The sequence below is a fragment of the Saccharibacillus sp. CPCC 101409 genome (assembly GCF_030518235.1).
GTDB lineage: Bacteria > Bacillota > Bacilli > Paenibacillales > Paenibacillaceae > Saccharibacillus.
In genome coordinates this window covers 1-23,158 of the sequence record NZ_JAULSA010000027.1, presented here as the reverse complement: position 1 = coordinate 23,158, position 23,158 = coordinate 1, and the positions used below count along the sequence as shown (strand labels likewise).

General features: G+C 55.8%; 18 protein-coding genes. 8 read left to right on the top strand and 10 right to left on the bottom strand.

Going from position 1 to position 23,158, the window contains the following annotated elements:
• Positions 1–61 precede the first annotated feature (61 nt).
• The 10 genes from QWJ34_RS25985 to rpmH all read right to left on the bottom strand — a co-directional run bounded on the left by QWJ34_RS25985 (position 62) and on the right by rpmH (position 10,479).
• Positions 62–904 carry a ParB/RepB/Spo0J family partition protein gene (locus tag QWJ34_RS25985; RefSeq protein ID WP_302732041.1) on the bottom strand — a complete coding sequence of 281 codons (843 nt, stop codon included), beginning with the start codon at positions 902–904 and terminating at the stop codon, positions 62–64.
• Between the two features lie 4 nt (positions 905–908).
• A complete protein-coding gene (locus QWJ34_RS25980) occupies positions 909–1,670 on the bottom strand; it encodes a ParA family protein (protein WP_302732017.1) in 762 nt (253 codons plus the stop codon).
• A 65-nt stretch (positions 1,671–1,735) separates the two neighbouring features.
• A complete protein-coding gene (noc, locus tag QWJ34_RS25975) occupies positions 1,736–2,554 on the bottom strand; it encodes a nucleoid occlusion protein (protein WP_302732015.1) in 819 nt (272 codons plus the stop codon).
• A gap of 516 nt (positions 2,555–3,070) precedes the next feature.
• The gene (gene rsmG / locus QWJ34_RS25970; protein ID WP_302732013.1) at positions 3,071–3,793 is read right to left on the bottom strand and encodes a 16S rRNA (guanine(527)-N(7))-methyltransferase RsmG; all 723 of its coding nucleotides are present in this window, start codon (positions 3,791–3,793) and stop codon (positions 3,071–3,073) included.
• 2 nt (positions 3,794–3,795) lie between these two features.
• Positions 3,796–5,682 carry a tRNA uridine-5-carboxymethylaminomethyl(34) synthesis enzyme MnmG gene (gene mnmG / locus QWJ34_RS25965; RefSeq protein WP_302732011.1) on the bottom strand — a complete coding sequence of 629 codons (1,887 nt, stop codon included), beginning with the start codon at positions 5,680–5,682 and terminating at the stop codon, positions 3,796–3,798.
• Positions 5,683–6,164: 482 nt separating this feature from the next.
• Positions 6,165–7,541, bottom strand: coding sequence for a tRNA uridine-5-carboxymethylaminomethyl(34) synthesis GTPase MnmE (gene mnmE, locus QWJ34_RS25960; protein WP_302732040.1), 1,377 nt, complete (start codon positions 7,539–7,541; stop codon positions 6,165–6,167).
• Between the two features lie 301 nt (positions 7,542–7,842).
• Positions 7,843–8,727, bottom strand: a complete 885-nt coding sequence (gene jag, locus QWJ34_RS25955) for an RNA-binding cell elongation regulator Jag/EloR (RefSeq protein ID WP_302732010.1) — start codon at positions 8,725–8,727, stop codon at positions 7,843–7,845.
• A 94-nt stretch (positions 8,728–8,821) separates the two neighbouring features.
• Positions 8,822–9,721: a YidC/Oxa1 family membrane protein insertase gene (locus tag QWJ34_RS25950; protein WP_302732009.1), complete on the bottom strand. Its 900-nt coding sequence runs from the start codon at positions 9,719–9,721 to the stop codon at positions 8,822–8,824.
• 179 nt (positions 9,722–9,900) lie between these two features.
• Complete coding sequence (gene rnpA / locus QWJ34_RS25945) at positions 9,901–10,251, bottom strand: ribonuclease P protein component (protein ID WP_302732007.1); 351 nt, start codon at positions 10,249–10,251, stop codon at positions 9,901–9,903.
• A 93-nt stretch (positions 10,252–10,344) separates the two neighbouring features.
• On the bottom strand, positions 10,345–10,479 hold the full coding sequence (gene rpmH, locus QWJ34_RS25940; RefSeq protein ID WP_018976936.1) for a 50S ribosomal protein L34: 135 nt from the start codon (positions 10,477–10,479) through the stop codon (positions 10,345–10,347).
• Positions 10,480–11,636: 1,157 nt separating this feature from the next.
• On the opposite strand from rpmH, the gene dnaA reads away from it, so the two are divergent.
• The 8 genes from dnaA to QWJ34_RS25900 all read left to right on the top strand — a co-directional run bounded on the left by dnaA (position 11,637) and on the right by QWJ34_RS25900 (position 22,495).
• Positions 11,637–12,992: a chromosomal replication initiator protein DnaA gene (gene dnaA, locus QWJ34_RS25935; RefSeq protein WP_302732004.1), complete on the top strand. Its 1,356-nt coding sequence runs from the start codon at positions 11,637–11,639 to the stop codon at positions 12,990–12,992.
• A gap of 158 nt (positions 12,993–13,150) precedes the next feature.
• Positions 13,151–14,293 carry a DNA polymerase III subunit beta gene (gene dnaN, locus QWJ34_RS25930; RefSeq protein WP_302732003.1) on the top strand — a complete coding sequence of 381 codons (1,143 nt, stop codon included), beginning with the start codon at positions 13,151–13,153 and terminating at the stop codon, positions 14,291–14,293.
• Positions 14,294–14,330: 37 nt separating this feature from the next.
• The gene (gene yaaA, locus QWJ34_RS25925) at positions 14,331–14,549 is read left to right on the top strand and encodes a S4 domain-containing protein YaaA (protein ID WP_302732002.1); all 219 of its coding nucleotides are present in this window, start codon (positions 14,331–14,333) and stop codon (positions 14,547–14,549) included.
• 160 nt (positions 14,550–14,709) lie between these two features.
• The gene (gene recF, locus QWJ34_RS25920) at positions 14,710–15,804 is read left to right on the top strand and encodes a DNA replication/repair protein RecF (protein ID WP_483314311.1); all 1,095 of its coding nucleotides are present in this window, start codon (positions 14,710–14,712) and stop codon (positions 15,802–15,804) included.
• Between the two features lie 31 nt (positions 15,805–15,835).
• A complete protein-coding gene (gene remB / locus QWJ34_RS25915) occupies positions 15,836–16,087 on the top strand; it encodes an extracellular matrix regulator RemB (RefSeq protein WP_302731999.1) in 252 nt (83 codons plus the stop codon).
• 226 nt (positions 16,088–16,313) lie between these two features.
• On the top strand, positions 16,314–18,230 hold the full coding sequence (gene gyrB / locus QWJ34_RS25910) for a DNA topoisomerase (ATP-hydrolyzing) subunit B (RefSeq protein WP_302731998.1): 1,917 nt from the start codon (positions 16,314–16,316) through the stop codon (positions 18,228–18,230).
• A 362-nt stretch (positions 18,231–18,592) separates the two neighbouring features.
• Positions 18,593–21,142 (top strand): DNA gyrase subunit A, encoded by a 2,550-nt coding sequence (gene gyrA, locus QWJ34_RS25905; protein ID WP_302731997.1) that lies wholly within the window; start codon positions 18,593–18,595, stop codon positions 21,140–21,142.
• Between the two features lie 264 nt (positions 21,143–21,406).
• Complete coding sequence (locus QWJ34_RS25900; RefSeq protein WP_302731996.1) at positions 21,407–22,495, top strand: HD-GYP domain-containing protein; 1,089 nt, start codon at positions 21,407–21,409, stop codon at positions 22,493–22,495.
• Positions 22,496–23,158: the final 663 nt, after the last annotated feature.

The window sequence follows — 23,158 nt, the reverse complement described above, 5'->3', positions numbered from 1 at the left end:
CCGCTTCGTCCCTTACAAGCCGGATTCGGCATTCAAGTCGCGGCCGCAAAAGTATTTGCGGCTATTGCAGCAGGTCCAGCAGCCGCTGAAGATCCTGCTGGTTATAGTAGCTCAGCTCGATCTTGCCTTTTTCTTTGCCGCCCGATTTGATCTTGACCGTCGTTTTGAAGTGCTCGCGCAGCGAGTCTTCGACGTTCTCGATATACGGATCGCGCTTTTTGACTTTGGTTTTCGTTTTATTTTTGGCCCGGTTGCCCGCTTCCTGCGCCGCTTCTTCCAGCTCGCGTACGCTCCAGCCTTCACGGATCGCTTTTTCGGCCAGCTGGATTTGCAGTTCCGGCTGCCGCAGACCGACGATCGCTTTGGCGTGTCCCATCGACAGCGTTCCACGTGAAACATATTCTTTGATCTCGTCCGGCAGCGTCAGCAGCCTGAGAAAATTCGCGATATGCGAACGGGATTTGCCGACTTTGCCCGACAGTTCTTCCTGCGTAATCTTGAATTCGTCCATCAACGATTGATAGGCGACCGCGATCTCCATCGCGTTCAGGTTCTCGCGCTGCACATTCTCGATCAGGGCGATCTCCATCACCTGCTGGTCGGTAAAATCGCGAACGACGGCCGGAATCGTGGATTCGCCCGCAAGCTCCGACGCCCGGCTGCGGCGCTCGCCCGCGATAATCTCGTAGCCTTTGAGCACGCTGCGGACGATAATCGGCTGGATCACGCCGTGCTGCCGGATCGATTCCGCCAGTTCGCGCAACCCTTCTTCGTCGAACGTCTGCCGCGGCTGGTACGGATTGGCGCGAAGCTGGTTCAGCGGAATATCCACGACCTTGTCGTTCTCGCCGACGGACAGGGACGGGATCAGGGCGTCAAGCCCTTTGCCGAGACCCTTGCCCAACTTTTTATTCATACGAAACCACTTCCTTTGCCAGCTCCATATACACCTCTGCCCCTTTGGAGCGCGGATCGTACGTCATAATCGTCTGGCCGTGCGAAGGCGCTTCGCTCAGGCGGACATTGCGGGGAATAATGGTGCCGTACACTTTATCCTGAAAATACTTTTTGACTTCCTCGATCACCTGGATGCCGAGATTGGTCCGCGCGTCGAGCATCGTCAGCAGCACGCCTTCGATCTGCAGCGACGTGTTGAGATGTTTCTGCACAAGCCGGACCGTGTTGAGCAGCTGGCTGAGTCCTTCGAGCGCGTAGTATTCGCACTGAATCGGGATGATGACCGAATCGGCCGCCGTCAGCGAATTGATCGTCAGAATGCCCAGCGAAGGCGGACAGTCGATCAGGATATAATCGTAGTCCTTTTTCACCAGATGAATCGTTTTTTTCAAACGAAGCTCGCGCGACACCACCGGCACCAGCTCGATCTCCGCGCCGGCCAGCTGGATGGTGGCGGGGATCACGTCGAGGTTCTCGATATGCGTCGATACGATCGCGTCCCGCGGATGCACTTCGTTGATGATAATGTCGTAAATGCAGTTCTCCACATCGGCTTTGTTGATTCCGACGCCGCTTGTCGTATTGCCCTGGGGATCGATATCGATCAGCAGCACGCGTTTACCCAGCTTGGCCAGACCGGCACTTAGGTTGACGGAAGTCGTCGTTTTGCCGACGCCGCCTTTTTGGTTGGCGATTGCGATAATTTTGGACAATCGGATTCACCTCGGTTGGCATTTGGTTGGACCTTCGATCGTTCTGCGGATAGGCGGCCCGACAATCAGGACTTCTTCGGAATCCGAATCACAATCTCGTAGTGATCCCCCTGGTCGGCTTCCGTTGTCTTAATGTCCATGCCCGAGCCGGATACCATGTCGATGGACTGGCGGATCGTATTGAGCGCCAGCCGCACGTCTTTCGTGTACGAGACTCTCTTCGACTTTTTGACCTGGGCCGCTTCTTTGTAAAAAGCGATCCGGGCTTCCGTTTGTTTCACGTTGAGCTCCTTGACCAGGATTTCTTTCAGCACTTTGAGCTGCAGTTCTTCGCTTCCGAGCGACAGCAGCGCGCGGGCGTGGCGTTCCGTGATCCGGCGATCCATCAGCGCCTGCTTGATTTCTTCGGGAAGCTGAAGCAGCCGCAGTTTGTTGGCGATCGTGGACTGGCTTTTGCCCAGCCGCTGCGCCAGACTTTCCTGCGTCAGATTGTGCAGTTCGATCAGCTTGGCATAAGCGGCCGCTTCCTCGATCGCGGTCAATCCTTCGCGCTGCAAATTCTCGATCAGCGCGATCGACGCGGTCTGCGAATCGTTGAACTCGCGCACAATAGCCGGGACCGACAGCAGCCCCAGTTTGCGGACGGCGCGCCAGCGCCGTTCGCCGGCGATGATCTCGTACTTGCCGCCGCGAAGTCTGACGACGATCGGCTGGATCACGCCGTGCGTGCGGATCGTCTGGCACAGTTCCTCGATCTTCTCTTCGTCGAAAATCGTTCGCGGCTGGTAGGGGCTGCTGATGACTTCGTCGACCGGAATCTGCTTGACCTCGTCCGGATTCGCCCGCTCCGTCAGCCCGAATAATTTGGAAAATTGCTCTTTCATTCCGAACATGACCACCTGTTCCGGGAAAGAAGGCGGCAGGCGCCGCTTTTCCCAAGAAATTTCGACTCCCGGCTTCCGGACTCCGATAAGCGGCGGCAGAAGGTATCCGCCGCATTCCCCCCGCTTTACGGAATTCCTGTTCCCTGCCGGCGCCGGCTTCGCCTTTCCGCCTTGTTCCATACCCGATGCAGCCTGTATCTTCTCCGACTCGGCGGCTGTAACCGCCGTTTTTTCTTCTCTATACACTATCCGAAACGTTCCAAAAAAACCGCGGACAGACAACTTCAGTTTATCACTTTTCCAGGGGGAATCCTATCCTGAAAATCCCTGCTTCGACCCTGCGATCATACTTCGTTCCACAAAAAAACGGCCGCCCGAAGGCGGTCCGTCGATATTGAAAAACACTCCGAAAGCGGCAAAACGTCAGCGCCGTGCCGGCGACTTGTCTCACCGAATCCTGCTCTTGAAAAGAAACAAACCGCCGGTCCCTGTTGTGTTTCACGTGAAACAGCGAAATTAAACCAGAGGACTTTTGAGCGGCAGCCCCGGATTGCGGGGATACTTATAGGGCGTAATCGCCGTTTTGGCGATGCGGATAATATGGCGCTCCGAATCGTCGAACGGCAGCCGGAACGCTTCCACGCTCTCAAGCTCGCCGCGCAGCTCGCGCAGGCTTTTCTTGGACTCGGCGATCTCTTCCGCCGGATCGGTGCCTTTCATCGCCGCGAACGTGCCTTGCGGCTTGACGAACGGCAGACAGAACTCGTTCAGCACCGCCAGCCGTGCCACCGCGCGGGCCGTGACCAGATCGAACGCGTCGCGGTAGCCGCGCTTATGCCCCCAGTCCTCGGCGCGTCCGTGCAGGAACTCGGCTCCTGTGAGCCCGAGTCCTTCGGAGACCGCTTTGAGGAACGTGATCCGCTTGTTCAGCGAGTCGATGATGCTCAGCTTCAGATGCGGGAAAACAATCTTGAGCGGCACGCCCGGAAAACCCGCGCCCGAACCGATGTCGGCAAGACTTTTCACCTTTTTCATATCCACGAAAAAAGCCAGCGTCAGCGAATCGTAAAAATGTTTCTCGTAAACCTGTTCCCGTTCGGTAATTCCGGTCAGGTTCATTTTCTCGTTCCATTCCACCAGCAGTTTGTAATAGGTTTCGAATTGTTCGAGCTGCCGCTCGTTCAGTTCAATTCCCCGCTCTTTCAGCCGGTCGGTAAATCGCTGTTGAATATCGTCCATTCTTACCCCCGTGCCGCCGCTACCCGATTGTACTGTTCCAGGTAGACAAGCAGAATCGAAATATCGGCGGGCGTTACGCCCGAAATGCGCGAAGCCTGTCCGATCGACAGCGGCCGGATCGAGGCCAGCTTCTGCTTCGCTTCCATCGCCAGTCCGCGTACTTCTTCATACGCCAGATCTTCCGGCAGTTTTTTCCGTTCCATCTTTTTCAAACGTTCCACATGCGCCAGCTGTTTTTCGATATAACCGGCGTATTTCACCTGAATCTCGACCTGCTCCTTCATTTCCTCGTCCAATTCGATTTCGGTCGGAATAATATCTTCGATATCCGCGTACGACACTTCCGGACGGCGCAGCACGGTCAGCAGATCCGAGCCGTTGCTGATCGTCGCCGAATCGAGCTTCTCCAGCATCGGATTGACCTGGTCGGGATGCACTTTGGCTTTGCGCAGACGTTCGATTTCCGCTTCCACTTTGGCCTTTTTATCGACAAAAGCGACGTAGCGTTCTTCGGAAATCAATCCGATATCGTGTCCGACCGGCGTCAACCGCAGATCGGCATTGTCGTGGCGCAGCAGCAGCCGGTATTCGGCGCGCGAAGTCAGCAAACGATACGGCTCGTTGGTTCCTTTGGTGACCAGATCGTCGATCAGCACGCCGATGTAACCCTGCGAACGGTCGAGCACGACGGCTTCGCGGTTCTGCGCTTTGCGCGCGGCGTTGATGCCGGCCATAATGCCCTGCCCCGCCGCTTCTTCGTAGCCGGACGTTCCATTGATCTGTCCCGCGGTGAACAACCCCGGCAGGCGCTTCGTTTCGAGCGTCGGCCACAGCTGCGTCGGCACCATCGCGTCGTATTCGATCGCGTAGCCGTTGCGCATGATCTCGACTTTCTCCATGCCGGCGATCGTGCGCAGCATGCTCAACTGCACGTCTTCCGGCAGGCTGGTCGACAGACCCTGCACATAGTACTCGGACGTGTTCTTGCCTTCGGGCTCCAGGAAAATCTGGTGCTTGGATTTGTCGCTGAAGCGCACAACTTTGTCCTCGATAGACGGACAGTAGCGCGGGCCGGTGCCTTCGATCAGACCGGAGAACATCGGGGCGCGGTGCAGGTTGTCGTTGATGATCTGATGCGTTTCCGGCGACGTGTACGTCAACCAGCAGGGCAGCTGCTCGTTGGCCGAGCCTTTCGTTTCATAGGAAAAGAACTTCGGCTTGTCGTCGCCCGGCTGGATTTCCGTTTTCGAAAAATCGATCGTGTCTTTGTGCACGCGCGGCGGCGTGCCCGTCTTGAAACGAACCAGATTGAAGCCCAATTCGCGCAGATGCTCGGACAAACGCACGGACGGCTGCTGGTTGTTCGGTCCGCTTTCGTACATCAGCTCGCCCATGATGATCTTGCCGCGCAGATACGTGCCGGTCGTCAGCACGACCGATTTCGCCATGTAACGCGTTCCCGTCTTGGTGACGACGCCGACGCATTTGCCGTCTTCGACGATCAGTTCTTCGACCATCCCCTGACGCATCGTCAGGTTGGGTTCTTTCTCCATCGTTTCTTTCATCGTCTGCTGATAAGAAAACTTGTCGGCCTGTGCGCGCAGCGCGTGCACGGCCGGGCCTTTACCGGTATTCAGCATCCGCATCTGGATAAACGTCTTGTCGATATTGCGGCCCATTTCGCCGCCGAGCGCGTCGATCTCGCGCACGACATGTCCTTTGGCCGGACCGCCGATCGACGGATTGCACGGCATAAACGCGACCATGTCGAGATTGATGGTGACCATCAGCGTTTTACAGCCCATCCGGGCCGCGGCCAGCGCCGATTCGACGCCGGCATGGCCGGCTCCGACGACGATGACGTCGAATTCTCCGCCTGTATATGTCATTGAATGTTTCCCTCCCTATAGGGGCTCGCTTGGGTGAACTCGGCCGCGGAATATCCTTACGATCGCTTCCTGCCTTCGGAATGTTTGAATGAACTCCTGATAGGAGACATTCCGAAGGGCAGAGGCGAGCGCTTCGCTTCTTCAGGATATTCCGCTTTCCCGTTCACTTGCTTCGCCTGTGTATAAAAGATCGCTCGCATAAAGCCGCTGCGGGCGCGAAAGGTTCCTTCAATCGCTTCCTGCCTTCGGGATGCTTGAATGGACTCCTGGTTAGGATGCATCCCGAAGGGCAGAGGCGAACGCTTCGCTTTTCCGGAATCCTTTCGCCCCTTCGCTCAATGCTCGCTGTGCGTGAGATAAAAGGCTGCCGCGTTTCACCAAGAACGCGTCGGCAATACCCGTTCAAAAAAATTCCTTCATCTATATAGGGCGATTGCGGAGCGCTTATTGGCATCCGTTCGCCTTTCATTCGGCTCGACGGCTTATTTGCCCAGGCAGAACTGGGAGAAGATCTGGTCGATCAGCGAATCCTGGGCGGTGTCGCCGACGATCTCGCCGAGCTGTTCCCAGGCCAGGCGGACATCGATCTGGATCATATCGATCGGCACGAGCATCGCGGCGGCTTCGATCGCGTCTTGCAGCGAGCGCCGGGTCTGGTGCAGCAGCGCGATATGGCGCACGTTCGACACATAGGTCAGATCGGCGCTTTCGAGCTTGCCGGCGAAGAACAGCGAGGAAATCGCCGCTTCCAGCCGGTCGACGCCTTCGCCTTCTTTAACGGTCATCGGCACAATGAGTTCTTCTTTGTAGAACTCTCCGACTTTTTCCTGCTCCAGCTTGGGCGGCAAGTCCATTTTATTCATAATGACGATCGATTGTCTACCCTGGATCTGCTCCATCAGGCGCAGTTCTTCGTCGTCCAATTCGTCGCCGTTGTTCAATACAAGCAGGATCAGATCGGCTTCGTTCAGCGCGGTGCGCGAGCGCTCCACGCCGATCCGTTCAACGATGTCGAGCGTCTCGCGGATTCCGGCCGTGTCGAGCAGCTTGAGCGGGATATTGTTGATCGTGATAAACTCCTCGATCACGTCGCGCGTGGTGCCCGGAATATCGGTCACGATCGCCCGGTTCTGGCCGGACAGGGCGTTCAGCAGCGAAGACTTGCCGACGTTCGGGCGGCCGACGATCGCCGTCGTGATGCCTTCGCGCAGGATTTTCCCCTGGTTCGACGTTTGCAGCAAACGTTCGACTTCCTCCAGCACGGCGCCGCATTTTTCCTGAATAAACAGCGAGGTCAGCGATTCCACGTCGTGCTCCGGATAATCGATATTCACTTCGATATGCGCCAGCGTCTCGATCAGGGTCTGCCGCAGCTGTGCGATGCGCTTGGACAGATCGCCTTCCACCTGCTTGAACGCCACGGAAAAAGCTTTATCCGACTTCGAGCGGATCAGGTCGATCACGCCTTCGGCCTGGGACAGGTCGATTCGCCCGTTCAGGAAAGCGCGTTTGGTAAACTCGCCCGGCTCGGCCAGCCGGATACGCTGCTTCAGCAGCAGCTCCATGATGCGCCGCACCGATACGACGCCGCCGTGGGCGCTGATCTCGACCACGTCTTCGGTCGTAAACGACTTCGGCGCGCGCATCAGCGTGACGAGCACCTCTTCCATTTTCTCTTTCGTCTCCGGATCGACGATAAAGCCGTAATGCACCGTATGGGAAGCCGCTTCGCTTAGCGGCGCCGCGCTGCGAAACAGCCGGCCGACTTCTTCGACCGCTTCCGGTCCGCTGACGCGAATCACGGCAATGCCGCCTTCGCCGACAGCCGTGGAAATAGCCGCAATCGTATCGCTTATCATCATGAAGTTCCTCGCTTTCTCTTTGGCCCGCACGCCGGGAACGGCCGAGCGCCCCGTTTGCGCACACGCTGTATAACAAGAAGAAACGGCCGCCTCCGCGGGACTTCTTCGGCCGCCGTAAAATCCGGCTGCCGGAAAAGCAGGCTTCGCCTCGCGGTGCCCGTTTCTTTCACATTCGTTTCCAAGATCCCGCTGTTCCGGAAATCAAACGCCGTCCGCGCTTTCCGGACGGTCCGCAAACGGCAGAGGCCCTCTTCGCCGCTGGGGCAAAGAGGGCGCTCGCCTGCCGGAACATATCGGCTTATTTGAGCGTAATCGTAACGCGCCGGTTCGGTTCTTCGCCCCGGCTGCCCGTCTCGACTCTGGGATGATTCTGCAGCCGGGCGTGGATCACTTTGCGCTCCTGCGGAGGCATCGGTTCCAGCACGACTTCTTTGCGCGTGCGAACCACGCGTTCGGCCAGCCGGTCGGCCAGCTCTTCCAGCGTTTTGGCGCGGCGGCGGCGGAAGTTCTCCGCATCCAGCGTCAGCCGGACGAACTTGTCGGAACTGCGGTTCGCGACGACGCTTGCGAGCAGCTGCAGCGCGTCCAGCGTTTGGCCGCGGCGTCCGATCAGCATGCCGAGCTCGGGACCCGAAATATCGAGCATGCCTCCGTCTCGGTTCTTGCGGACGTCGATCTGGACGTCCAGTCCCATGGCCGAAGCCACGTCCCGGATAAAGTCGGCCGCTTCGCGGTAGCGCTCCTCCGGACGGACGCCCGGTTCGTCCGTTTCCTCCTCGCCGGAGAAACCGGACGGAGCGGGAACGGCATCGTTCGGACGCTCGCGACGCGGCGAATATTCCTCTTCGCCGATCGACGAAGGAGAGGACGGCGCCGGAACGGCATCGTTGGGACGTTCCCGGCGCGGAGAATCGTCTTCGAATTCGAGCTCGCCGGGCACCGGCGGCAAAGCGGCCGGCCGGGGCGGCGTTTTCGCTGCCGCGGAATCGCCTTCCGGCCGCGCAGACCGAACCAGCGACAGCTCGACTCTGGCCTTGCGGCCGCCGAACAGGCCCAGAAAGCCCCTGGACGGATGCTCCAGCACATTTACCTCGACACGATCCCGGGTTACGCCAAGCTGCGCCAGTCCCTGCTCGATCGCTTCGTCCACCGTTTTGCCCACAGCCGTCACTTTGCTCGTCATCGAATCCGCGCCCCCTCATGTTCACGCTTCGTTGTTTCGCCAACCGCTTTAGTTGTTTAGCTATCGTTTAGGACCGATTGTCGGAATGGTTGAATTAACGCTTTTTCTTCTTCTTTTTCTTATTGCGGTTCGCGTTCGGGCCTTTGGAAAGATTCACGTTTCCTACAGCCGGCGCGTTCTTGCCCTTGGCCGATCCTTTGGAAGAAGACTGCTGCGCGATAACGGCGGCTGCCGCTTTCGGATCGTTGTTGCGGTACAGGAAGTAGTTCTGCACGATCGTATATACGTTACTCATCGCCCAGTACAGCGGCAGGGCGGACGGGAATTGATAACCCATGAAGAAGATCAGCACCGGGTAAACGAACAGCATGAACTGCATAGGGCCCTGCTGCTGCGCCGGGTTCTGACGCATCATCAGCCACGTTTGCAGGAATGTCGTTACCGCCGCGAAGATCGTCAGCGGAATATCCGGTTGACCGAGCTGCATCCACAGGAAGGAGTGTTCGGCCAGGTTGCTGTTATAGATGATGGCATTGTACAGCGCGATAAAGATCGGCATCTGGATAATAAGCGGCAGACAGCCGGCGGCCGGATTGACCTTGTTCTCCTGGAACAGACGCATCTGCTCCTGCTGCATGCGCTGCGGATCGTCTTTGAACTGTTCTTTCAGCTTCTGCATTTCCGGCTGGATCTTCTGCATCGCTTTGGAACTCTTGACCGACTTGATGGTCAGCGGCAGAATGAGCGTCCGGACGATCAGCACGAGCAGCAGGACCGCAAAGCCGTACTCGCCCCCGAAAAAGTTGGCAAACGAATCGAGCGCCAGCGAGAACCAGTAAACCACGTTACTTTTCCAGAAGCTGCCGCTGTTGCGCAGGTCTTCCGTCGTATGCAGGGCCGTATGCGTAGGCGTACAGCCCGCAAGCACGGCAATCAGCAGGACGGCGCCGATAACGAGCAGCCATTTCCCCCTGCGTTTGAACAAATGAGACACTTCATAACCCCTCTCTTGAACTTCATGTTCCCGTACTCCCATAAGATGAAAGCCGCTTCTCGAACCAGCATGGCAACTGTGAAAATCATACCATAACTGGCGATTCAATTAAACGCAAAAAAGCGCTTTAGCACGCCTGCGATCCGCGATGCGGGCCGAAAAGAGCGCGAATGCTCCGCTTAACGGCCTCTGCGCTTGATCAGCGAGGACTTGCGCAGCACGTGCAGCACGCTTTTCTCCAGCTCTTTGTACTCCAGATCGAGCGCTCCCTTGCGGATGATGAAGACCAGATCGACGTGCTCCACGATTTCTTCCGCGTGGTGCCGGACGATTTCCTTCATTAAACGGCGTATCCGGTTCCGCACGACGGCGTTGCCTACTTTTTTGCTGACCGACACGCCCATGCGAAACTGTTCGACGTCGCGCTTGTGGAACCAATAAAGCACCAGCTGCCGGTTCGCGAAAGACTTGCCGTGACGGTATACGCGGGTGAACTCGGCGCGGTTTCGTAATCGTAGCTTTTTCTGCACCTTTTTCGTGACCCCTTTGTTATAAAAAAGAAGAAAAGAACGTTTTAAGAAAAAAAGACCACCTCCAGGTGGTCTTCGCTCATGTGCCGCAGCTTACGCGCTCAGCACTTTTCTGCCTTTGAGACGACGAGCAGCCAGCACCTTGCGGCCGTTTTTCGTGCTCATTCTTTTCCGGAATCCGTGCACCTTTTTACGCTTTCTGGTGTTTGGTTTGAAAGTAGGACCCATTATTGTTGCACCTCCTTTTACAGGTAGTACAGGTTTTGCAAAATGCTAAACCAATATAATTACACACATTCGTTCTTCTTCTCGCAGAACATGCCTTATATCATTTAATCACGCGTTTCCAGTAAAGTCAAGGGAAGTTTCAGACGCTCTCCCTCTTTTTTGAAGCGCGAAGCCGCAACCGAAATGCCTCTATATAAGGAAAAGCAAATTTGCCCGCGGCTTGTTCGGCAAACCGACACGGAAAATTCATCGCGGGTTCACGGATCGGAACCTCTTCCTCTTTTCCAGAGATATCGGGTTCGCCGCAATCTTCCTCCTCGCTTGATACGTCCGGCCTTCTGCTGCCCGTAAAATGTTCCGCCGCTCCTTCCTTTTCCGCCTTTTCGCATCGCGCGCTTTTTCCTCTTCGAAAACGGCGCCCGTCCCTCTTTTCCTTTGTCTCCCGCGCAGTCCTCTGTTTTTATCCGCCCTCGCTTTCTCCCTTTCTTCAGATATTCAAAATGTCCGACTGTTTTCTTTCTGCTCTTTTCGCATTTTCACCCTCCGGGTTATCCACAGCTTCGGCAGGCCGCTCTTCATAAGGCTTCCCGGTTCAAACCACGTTTTTGCGTAATCGGGTTTTCCACGTTATTGCCTTTTGGCTTGTGTATATTTTTCGGAACCCGGTTTATGCACAGCTCGCTTCTGAACACGTTATGAACAATATCTAGTGGTGTGGATATGTCTTATGCACAAGTTCTTGGATTTGTGGATAAAATCATGCGAACCGTTGAAATGAATAGCTTCTTTTGCTATGATTAGATTACTTTTCGGTGTGAATATCCGGTTTTCGCCTCTATATTATCAACAGTCTGTGGATAACGTTGTGAACAAGTTCAATTTATCCTTCTTTTTTTGTCCCCACCGTTCTTGGCAATGGGGATAAACTCCGCATGGCTTTTCCCTTAGGCCCGTCTTCGATTCTCGTCGTTTTTTCGTTCTCCTCTTCCATCCCGTTTCCGGCTGCGCGTTGAGCGGTTCGACGATCGGGCGAAGAGGCTGCCGGATACTGATGCCGGACGACGAGCCAAAGTTGAAGCCGCGCCGCTATTTCCGAAAACTCTCGGCGGATGCTCCGGCTCAAGCCACAATGCAGGATTTCAAAGGAGTGACAGTTTGTGGACAGCCATACTGTACAATTGTGGCAGCAAATTTTATCGATTATTCAAACCAAGCTGAGCAAACCCAGCTTCGACACCTGGTTCAAGGCGACTCAGGCGATCCAGCTTACGCAGGGCTCGCTGACGGTCTCCGCGCCGACGACATTTGCCGTAGAGTGGCTGGAAAGCCGATATACCAAACTTGTCGCCCAGGTGGCTTTTGACGTGCTCGGGCGCACCGTCACGGTCAAATTCGTGATCGAAGAACCGGGACACGAGGAAGAACTGCTGCAAAAACAATCGCCGCCGCCGCCCACGCCCGTCCAGGTCAGCGTCGAAGCGAACGCCAATATGCTGAACCCGAAGTATACGTTCGACACGTTCGTCATCGGCTCGGGCAACCGTTTCGCCCACGCGGCGTCGCTCGCCGTCGCCGAGGCGCCGGCAAAAGCCTACAACCCTCTTTTTCTGTACGGAGGGGTAGGGCTCGGCAAAACGCACCTGATGCACGCGATCGGGCACTACATTTTGCAGCATAATCCGAGCAGCCGCGTCGTTTACATTTCGTCGGAGAAGTTCACGAACGAGTTTATCAACTCGATCCGCGACAACCGCGGCGAAAGCTTCCGCAACAAATATCGGAACATCGATATTCTGCTGATCGACGATATTCAGTTCATCGCGGGCAAAGAATCGACGCAGGAAGAATTTTTCCATACGTTCAACGCGCTGCACGAGGAAAGCAAGCAGATCATCATCTCCAGCGACCGTCCGCCGAAGGAAATTCCGACGCTGGAAGAACGGCTGCGGTCGAGATTCGAGTGGGGGCTGATCACCGACATCCAGCCGCCGGATCTGGAGACCCGGATCGCGATTCTGCGCAAAAAAGCCAAAGCGGAAAACCTGGACGTGCCGAACGAGGCCATGATGTACATCGCCAATCAGATCGACACGAATATTCGGGAGCTTGAAGGCGCGTTGATCCGCGTGGTTGCGTATTCGTCGCTGACGAACCAGGACGTAACCGCGCATCTGGCAGCGGAAGCGCTGAAGGATATTATTCCGTCCAGCCGGCCGCGGATTATCACGATTCAGGATATCCAGCAGCGGGTCGGCGAATACTATAATTTGAAAATGGAAGATTTCAAAGCGAGGAAGCGGACGAAAGCGATCGCTTTTCCGCGGCAGGTGGCGATGTATCTGTCCCGCGAGCTGACGGACTATTCGCTGCCCAAGATCGGCGAAGCGTTCGGCGGGCGCGACCATACGACGGTCATCCATGCGCACGAGAAAATCTCGCATTCGCTTAAAGTGGATCAAGAACTGACGAAAGTTGTCCACAGCCTGACGGAGAAAATCAAAAATCCTTCCTGAATAAACGAAAAGCCTATGCACAACTTATACACATGTGGATAGGCTTCGTTTTGTTATGTTTGCCGGGCGTTTGCGCAGGTTATCCACATATGCAGGGTCCCTACTACTTTTACTATAAAGATCTTAAAGAATATATTCTTTTATACAGGAGTGACGAAATGAAGATCAGTATTTCCAAACCGCATCTCAACGACGCCATCCAGCATGTATCCAAAGCCATTTCCAGCCGAACCACGATTCCGATTCTCGGCGGGATTAAATTCGACGTAGCTTATCACGGCGTCACCCTGACGGCCAGCGATACGGATATTTCGATCCAGGCTTTTATTCCGGCGGAAGAAGACAACAAAACGGTCGTGACCGTGGAGAAAGTCGGCAGCGTCGTGCTCCCGGCCAAATTTTTCGTGGAAATTATCAAAAAGCTGCCGACCCAGGAGATTGAAATGGAGGTCGGCAGCGGGTTTCAAACGTTTATCCGCGCGGGCGCAACGGATATCCAGCTCGTCGGTCTGGACCCGGAAGAATTCCCGGTTCTGCCGAACATCGAAGAAAACCGCGTACTGTCCGTACCCGGCGATCTGCTGCGGCATATGATCCGCCAAACGGGCTTCTCCATTTCGACGCAGGAGACGACCCCGATTCTGACGGGCGTTATGTGGAGCCTCAAAGAAGGCCAGCTCAAATTCGTCGCGACCGACCGTCACCGCCTGGCGACGCGGACCGTCCGCCTCGAAGGCGCGGAAGAAGTCGAGTTCAACAATATCGTCATTTCCGGCAAAACGCTGAACGAACTGAGCAAGATCATTCCCGACCAGAACACCCTTGTGGATATCGTCGTCGCCGACAACCAGGTGCTGTTCAAAGTCGATCGCGTGCTGTTCTATTCGCGCATCCTGGACGGGCTGTATCCGGACACATCGAAGATCATTCCGTCCAGCCACAAAACGCGCCTGCTGCTCGACACCAAAAAGCTGAGCGAGTCGATCGACCGCGCTTACCTGCTGTCGCGCGAAGAAAAAACGAATATCGTCCGCATGCAGACGCTCGAAGAAGGCGGCCTCGAAATCTCGTCCAGCTCCACCGAACTCGGACGGGTCAAAGAAGAGATCGAACTGCGCGAATTCGAAGGCGAACAGCTTCGCCTCTCGTTCAACTCCAAATACATGCTCGATGTGCTGAAAGTCATCGAAAGCGAGCAGCTGACGATCCGCTTCACCGGCGTCATGAGCCCGATCATTATCGAACCGACCGACGACAGCCGCAGTTTGTACATCATCCTGCCTTACCGCACGACGAACTGATTTCTTTTTGACACAAGCACGAAAGGAAGGCAAAATGATGAATGAAGTATCCATCCGTACGGAATATATCAAGCTCGATACTTTTCTGAAGCTGGCGAACTGCATCTCCACCGGAGGCAGCGCCAAGATGCTGATCGCCGAAGGCATGATCAAAGTCAACGGAGAAAGCGAAGAGCGCCGGGGGCGCAAGCTGTACCCGGGCGATACGGTCGACGTGGACGGCGAAGGATCGTTCAAAGTCGTCAGCGAAGGCTGAAAGCTCTCCGTCAGCGTAAAGCGACCGTAAAATATGTATAATCGGCAGACAGACAAAAGATCACAGAGACGGGGCGGCTTTGCGAACGGGCAAATGCGGCCTCGTCTTCCATTTTGCGGCGGGCGCACAGGAGGCTTGGAATCGCGTGCAAGTTAGAGACATGGCACTCAAGAATTACCGCAACTACGACGAGTTGAAACTGGAAAACTTCGGCAGCGTGAACCTGATGATCGGCCGCAACGCGCAGGGCAAAACGAATATGCTGGAATCGCTGTTCGTGCTCGCGCTGACCAAATCGCACCGTACCGCCAAAGACCGGGAACTGATCGCGTTCGGCCAGGATACGGCGTATGCCGGCTGCAGCGTCGAGAAGAAATACGGCAGCGTCCATCTGGAGCTCACGCTGTCGCCCAAAGGCAAAAAAGCGAAAATCAACGGGCTGGAGCAGCGCAAGCTGAGCGACTTCATCGGCACGCTGAACGCCGTAATGTTCGCGCCCGAGGACCTGGAGATCGTCAAAGGAACGCCCGGCATCCGGCGGCGGTTCCTGGATATGGAGATCGGTCAGGTGCAGCCGAGCTATCTGTTCCATCTGCAGCAGTATCAGAAAGTGCTGGTGCAGCGCAACAATATGCTCAAGCAGTCCTACGGCAAAACGCCCGATCCGGTGATGATGGAGATCTGGAACGAGCAGCTGGCGGAACACGGGGCGAATATCGTCCGCCGCCGCAAGCGGTTTATCCGCAAGCTCCGGATCTGGGCGCAGGATATCCACAAGGGGATAACGGGCGGGACGGAGGATCTGGCGCTGCGCTACGTGCCGTCGTTCGGGGAAGCCGAAGAAGAAGATGAAGCTGTCTTATTGGAACAATTTATGATAAAATTATCACAAGTGCGCGAACAGGAAATCCGCCGGGGAACGACGCTCGCCGGTCCCCATCGCGACGACCTGAGCTTTTTTATCAACGACAAGGAAGTGCACAGCTTCGGCTCGCAGGGCCAGCAGCGCACGACCGCGCTTTCACTCAAACTGGCCGAGATCGAACTTATTCACGAAGAGATCGGCGAGTACCCGATTCTGCTGCTCGACGACGTGCTGTCGGAGCTTGATCCGTACCGGCAGACGCAGCTGATCGAAACGTTCCAGAGCCGGGTGCAGACGTTTATTACCGCGACGGGGATCGAGACGATCCATGCGGAGAAGCTGCAGGGCGCGCACATTTACCAGGTCAGCCAGGGGCATGTCGAATCGTAGCCAAGCGTGTTGAAGGAGGCTTTCGAGTCTTATGTATATTCATTTGGGCGGGGAAAAAATTATCCGTTCTTCGGAGCTTGTCGCCATATTCGACGTTTCGATCGAAAAGTCTTCGCGCATCTCCAAGCAGTTCGTCAGCGCCGCCAAGGAAAATAAAAAGGTGGAGTCGATCGGCGAAGAAGAAGCCAAATCGATCGTGGTCACCAAGTCGGTCGTCTATTACTCGCCGATCTCGTCGGCAACGCTGAAAAAGCGCTCGAAAACGTTCAGCACGGGACTCTAAAACGAACCGTACCGGTACGCGCGCCTTCGGGACGCAGCCGTTTCGCTTCCGGACAAGAGCCGGCGAACCATAGATTTTTTTGAGGATTAAACGGGCTTTTCATTTACGCCGCCCTTCCCGGTTTCAGCGCAGGCTCGATACCGGGAGCGGGCGTTTCGTATTCTTTTCTCGCAAATTCGCGGTTTATACTAAATCTTTGGAAACTACAGGAGTGGGTGAACGAAGCATGTCAATGGATCAACAATCGTATGATGCCAGTCAGATCCAGGTCCTCGAAGGACTTGAAGCGGTACGCAAGCGGCCGGGGATGTATATCGGTTCGACGAGCGAAAGAGGCCTTCACCATCTCGTGTGGGAAGTCGTGGACAACAGCATCGACGAAGCGCTCGCCGGCCACTGTGATCATATTCAGGTTATCGTGCACGAAGACAACAGCGTAACCGTGATCGACAACGGCCGGGGCATCCCGGTCGGCGAACACCCGAAGCTGAAGCGCCCCGCGCTGGAAGTCGTCATGACCGTCCTGCACGCCGGCGGCAAATTCGGCGGCGGCGGATACAAAGTCTCGGGCGGCCTGCACGGCGTCGGCGTATCGGTCGTCAACGCTTTGTCCGAGAAAGTCGTCGTTAAAGTCAGACGCGACGGCAAGATCCACGAGCAGGAGTACCGCCGCGGCGCGCCGCAGTACGATCTGCGGGTCATCGGCGAAACGGACGAAGAAGATACGGGCACAACGACTACGTTTACGCCGGACAAAGAGATCTTCACGGAAACGACCGTATATAACTATACAACGCTGCTGACGAGAATCCGCGAGCTGGCGTTCCTGAACAAAGGCATCATGATCTCCCTGCTCGACGAACGGACCGGCGACAATGCGTCGTTCCACTACGAAGGCGGGATCAGCGAATACGTCGAGTTCCTGAACCAGAACAAGGAAGTCATCCAGGAGCAGCCGATCTACGTCGAAGGACAGCGCGACATGATCGCGGTCGAGATCGCGCTTCAGTACAACGACAGCTACACGGAAAATATTTATTCGTTCGCGAACAATATCCATACGCACGAAGGCGGCACGCACGAATCCGGCTTCAAGAGCGCATTGACGCGGATCATCAACGATTACGCGCGCAAAGCCGGCGTCGTGAAGGACGCCAACGGCAACCTGACCGGCGACGACGTGCGCGAAGGCCTGACGGCGATTATTTCCGTCAAGATTCCGGAACCGCAGTTCGAAGGCCAGACCAAGACCAAGCTGGGCAACAGCGAAGTGCGCGGAATCGTCGAATCGCTTTTCTCCGAGAAGCTGACCGATTTCCTGAACGAGAATCCGTCCGCGGCGCGGCGCATCCTCGATAAAGCGATGCAGGCTTCCAGAGCCCGCGAAGCGGCGAAGCGCGCCCGCGAACTGACGCGGCGCAAGAGCGTGCTCGAAGTCAGCGCCCTGCCGGGCAAGCTGGCGGACTGCTCGTCCAAAGACGCGTCGATCAGCGAAATGTACATCGTCGAAGGCGACTCCGCCGGCGGATCGGCCAAACAGGGCCGCGACCGGCACTTCCAAGCGATCCTGCCGCTACGCGGCAAGATCCTGAACGTCGAAAAAGCGCGCCTCGACCGCATTCTCTCGAACGCGGAAATTCGCGCCATCATCACGGCGATCGGCACGGGCATCGGCGAGGACTTCGATATTTCGAAAGCCCGCTACCACAAAGTCGTGATCATGACCGACGCCGACGTCGACGGCGCGCATATTCGCACGCTGCTGCTGACGTTCTTCTACCGCTACATGCGTCCGATCATCGAAGCCGGATACGTGTATATCGCGCAGCCGCCGTTGTTCAAAGTCGAGCGCAACAAAACGGTCGTCTATGCCGGCAGCGAAGCCGAACGCGACGAGATCATCGCGAGTTTCGGCGAAGGCGTCAAAGTCAACGTACAGCGATATAAAGGGCTGGGCGAGATGAACCCGGGACAGCTGTGGGAAACGACGATGGATCCGGACGCCCGCACCATGCTCCAGGTCTCGATCAACGACGCGATGCTGGCCGATACCATCTTCGATACGCTGATGGGCGACAACGTCGAACCGCGGCGCGACTTTATCCAAGAACATGCGCGGTACGTCAAAAACCTGGATATTTAACACCGGATTTTTCTCCGTTTCAAGGAGAGGGACGAAGGAGGGGCGGCCCGCGGGGGAGCGCCTCTCCTTTTTTGTATAAAACGCATAGGAATGCGGAAAAAACATCTTTTTTGCCTTCCTTTTCCGGCATAAAATACGCACATTTGCTCGGATTAATGGTATAATAATAAGGATGTGGGAGCCGCATATTCCGGGCGTTTGCAAAATGATTTCAAGGCTTTATTTTCAAATACAAAAGCAGGACTCCAAGCGGTTATGCAGGCAAAGACGATGCCGCTCCAAGCCCCGTTTTGCTCACGAATGCGACAACGGCACCGGGAAGCAATCGGCTTGAAGCGGCATCCAGATAGAGGGAGGCAGTCATGGCGGAAGAACAAAGATCGCAGGTCAACGACCGGGATATCGGTGTTGAGATGCGCGAATCCTTTATGGATTATGCAATGAGCATCATCGTCAGCCGCGCGCTGCCGGATGTCAGGGACGGATTGAAGCCGGTTCACAGACGGGTTCTCTATGCAATGTCGGAACTCGGGATGTCGCCGGATAAACCGTTCAAGAAATCGGCCAGAATCGTCGGCGAAGTTATCGGCAAGTACCACCCGCACGGCGACTCCGCCGTTTACGAGACGATGGTCCGCATGGCGCAGGATTTCTCCATGCGCTATATGCTGGTCAACGGCCACGGCAACTTCGGTTCCATCGACGGCGACGGCGCCGCGGCGATGCGGTATACGGAAGCGCGTTTGTCCAAAGTCGCGATGGAAATGCTGCGCGATATCAACAAGGAAACGATCGATTTCCAGGACAACTACGACGGCGAAGAACACGAGCCGGTCGTGCTGCCGGCGCGTTACCCGAATCTGCTGGTCAACGGCGTATCGGGGATCGCGGTCGGGATGGCGACGAATATTCCGCCGCACAATCTGGGCGAAGTCATCGACGGCGTGCAGGCGCTGATCGAGAATCCGGATCTGACGCCGCTCGATCTGATGGACTATATCCAGGGACCGGACTTCCCTACGGCGGGTTATATTATCGGCCGCTCCGGCATTCGCCAGGCGTATCAGACGGGCCGGGGTTCGATCACGATGCGCGCCAAAGCCGATATCGAAGAATTGGGCAACAAAGCGCGCATTATCGTGACGGAGATCCCTTACCAGGTGAATAAAGCGCGCCTGGTCGAGAAGATTGCCGAATTGGTACGCGAGAAAAGACTCGACGGCATTACCGACCTGCGCGACGAATCCGACCGCAACGGGATGCGGATCGTAATCGAGCTGCGCCGCGACGTGAATCCGAGCGTTGTGCTGAACAACCTCTACCGCCATACGGCGATGCAGTCGACGTTCGGCGTCAATATGCTGGCGATCGTCAATAACGAACCGAAGATTCTGAATCTGCGCGACGTGCTGTACCACTATCTGGAGCACCAGAAAGAAGTCGTACGCCGCCGGACGGAATTCGATCTGCGCAAAGCGGAAGCGCGCGCCCATATCCTGGACGGCCTGCGCATCGCGCTGGATCACCTGGACGAAGTCATCGCGATTATCCGCGGTTCGCGCACGACCGATCTGGCCCGCGAACAGCTGACCGAGCGCTTCGCGCTGAGCCAGGAGCAGACGCAGGCGATTCTCGATATGCGTTTGCAGCGCCTGACCGGCCTGGAACGCGAGAAGATCGAAGCGGAATACAACGAGCTGCTGGCCAAGATCAGCGAATACAAAGCGATCCTGGCCGACCAGGCCCTGCTGCTGCAAATTATCAGCGACGAGCTGAACGAGATCAAAGAACGCTTCGCGGACAAGCGCCGTTCGGAGATTACCGTCGGCGAAGACAGCATTCTGGACGAAGACCTGATTCCGCAGGAAGAAGTGGTCATCACCATTTCGCATACCGGCTATATCAAGCGTCTTCCGGCGACCACGTACCGCAGCCAGAAACGGGGCGGACGCGGCGTAATGGGAATGGGCACGAAGGATGAGGATTTCGTCGAGCATCTGTTCGCGACCAACTCGCACAACCATCTGCTGTTCTTTACGGACCGCGGCAAAGTTTACCGGCTCAAAGCGTACGAGATTCCGGAGCTCAGCCGTACCGCGCGCGGAACACCGATCATCAACCTGATTCAGATCGAACAGGGCGAGTCGGTCAACGCGGTTATTCCGGTGCATGAGTTCAAGGAAGACCGCTTCCTGTTCTTCGCGACCTGCCGGGGGATCGTGAAGAAGACGCCGCTGACCGATTACAGCAATATCCGCAAAGGCGGTCTGATCGCGATCACGCTGCGCGACGACGATGCGCTGATCGGCGTCAAACGGACCGACGGCGAACAGGAAATCATCATGGGCACGGCATCGGGCCTGTCGATCCGTTTCAAGGAAGGCAATGTACGTTCGATGGGCCGGGGCGCAACAGGCGTCAAAGGCATCTCGCTCGAAGGCGAAGATACCGTAATCGGCATGGACGTCGTCAAACCAGACCGCGAAGTGCTGATCGTTACGAGCAAAGGTTACGGCAAGCGTACGCCGGTGGCCGAATACCGGATTCAGACCCGCGGCGGCAAAGGGATCAAAACGATCAACGTCACGGATAAGAACGGTCCGGTCGCCAGCTTGAAAGTCGTCAAATCCGAAGAGGACTTGATGATTATCACGACAAGCGGCACGCTGATTCGTACAAGCATGGACGGCATCTCCTCGATGGGCCGTTATGCGCAGGGCGTAAAGCTGATTCATACCCGCGACGACGACGCCGTGGCGACCGTCTGCCGCATCGACAAGAGCGAAGAACCGGTGGACGACGAGCTGGGCGACGGCGAGCTGTCCGAAGAGCAGGCGGGTACGGTCGTATCCGACGTGGAAGCCAAAGCGATGCTGGATATGCTGGGCAGCGACCCGGAAAGCATGGAATAACGGGAACCGAAAGCAGGGAGGTCCGAAGCGGATCTCCCTTTTTTTATGTAAAAAGCCCCTTTGCAAACAAAGTGTGGGTTCCATTGAGATTTCGGATATTTTTGGTATTGTTGCTCTTGGTATCACGACATATAATCAGGAGTAGAAACCAAGCAAAAGTTGTAAAAGGTTAGGCGTACCGTCGAAAGGCCGTACAGCTTCGAGACCCGCATGGAGACCATGCCGGCATAGAAACCTGACCATACGCAAGAAAGGGTGCGGGCCATGATCAGTGTACCGGTGAACGAATTACAGGCAGGCAGGAAGATTGCGGCCGATGTGCATACCGATAGAGGAAATCTTTTGTTTCAAAAAGGCAGAGTCCTGCTTCCGCGCGATCTGGAGGTACTGCGAGCGTTTTTGATCGATCACGTCGAGCTCCAGGAAGGACAGGCGAGCGAACCGGGAACTCCCGAATCCGCTGAAAACGCCCCCAATAGCGAGTCCCGGGCTATCGAATCGATGCGCAAGACTTTTAAAGAACGCAGCTTTGCGCAGGAATACGAGCAGATGGTGGCGTTAATCAAAAACGGATTTCCGTCCGTGCTGGCGATGGAGATTCCGATCTTCCAATGGCGGGCGCAGCTTGAGAAAACGATCGAACAGATTCAAGGGTACCGGATTCTGGGTTTTACGCCGAAAATGCCGGACAAGCACGACTATGTGTACCATCACGCCGTGCTGTGCGCGCTGACTTCTTATATGCTCGCCCGCTGGATGAATATTCCGCAGAAAAACTGGATTCAGGTCGCTCTGGCCGGACTGCTGCACGATATCGGCAAAGTCCGGATCTCGCCGGAGATCCTGCATAAGCCCGAACCGCTGGCGCCGGACGAGAAAGCGGAAATGAACAACCATACGACTTACGGCTACCAGATCCTCAAAAATGCAACCGCTTTGCAGGAAGGCGTCCTGCTGGCGGCTTTGCAGCATCACGAGCGGATCGACGGCAGCGGCTATCCGTTTAAACTGACCGGGGAGAAACAGCACGTCTATTCGAAAATCGTCGCTGTTGCGGATATCTTCCATGCGATGACGCTGGACCGCCGCTATCAAGGCGCGACTTCGCCGTATCTCGTTCTGGAGCAGCTGGAGCAGGATTCGTTCGGCAAACTCGATCCGGCAATCGTCCGTACGCTGATTCAGCATACGACCCAGCTGTCGCTCGGAACGCGCGTCAAGCTGAGCAATCGCAAAGTGGGCGAGATCGTATACGCCGATGCTCATCAGCCTACCCGGCCGATCGTATCCATCAATGGAGAGATCGTTAATCTGATTCAGGAGCGCAGGTTGTTTATATTGGAGGTATTGTAGACGCTGCGTGAAGCTGTGACGCTACGTGAAGTTGTGTTTCGCTCCGGTTGTTTTTGTTTCCTCTATTGTTCGAAGATGATTCTTCAACGGAGAGGAAACAAAAGCCAAAGGTCGCTCAACCCATCTTCACTTCGCTCGGGGGTATGAGGGAAAAGAAAATGACCATAAAACAGAAGATAAGAAAATAAAACAGAAGATAAAAAGATTAATGATAAAAGGCTAAATAAATGCTTGCTTTCTGTCTGTCAGCATGATATATTCTAGGAACGGCCTCGAGAGAGAGCCGGTGCGGTTCGGACAATGGAGCAGGGCGATGATGAGATCGGATGGAAGCTTCGAAAGAAGCCGAAAAAAAGATTTCAAAAAAGGCTTGCCAAACGAAAACGAACATGCTAACATATAAGAGTTGCTGCTGCGAGCGAATGGGTGAACGGCGGGGACAGAACGAACTGATGAAAGTCAGGGCGTTCAACTAAGTTTGTTCTTTGAAAACTGGATAGTGAATGAGGAGTTACGATAGCTTCGGTTGTCGTAAGAAATAAAGATTCTTGAGTAATCAAGGATCGACAACGTTCGGAATGAGAATCGCGGACCCCTATGGGCAAAGCGAATTGAAATTCCAGCGCCAAGCTTCAAAACGAGCACATGGTGCTTTCTTTTAAA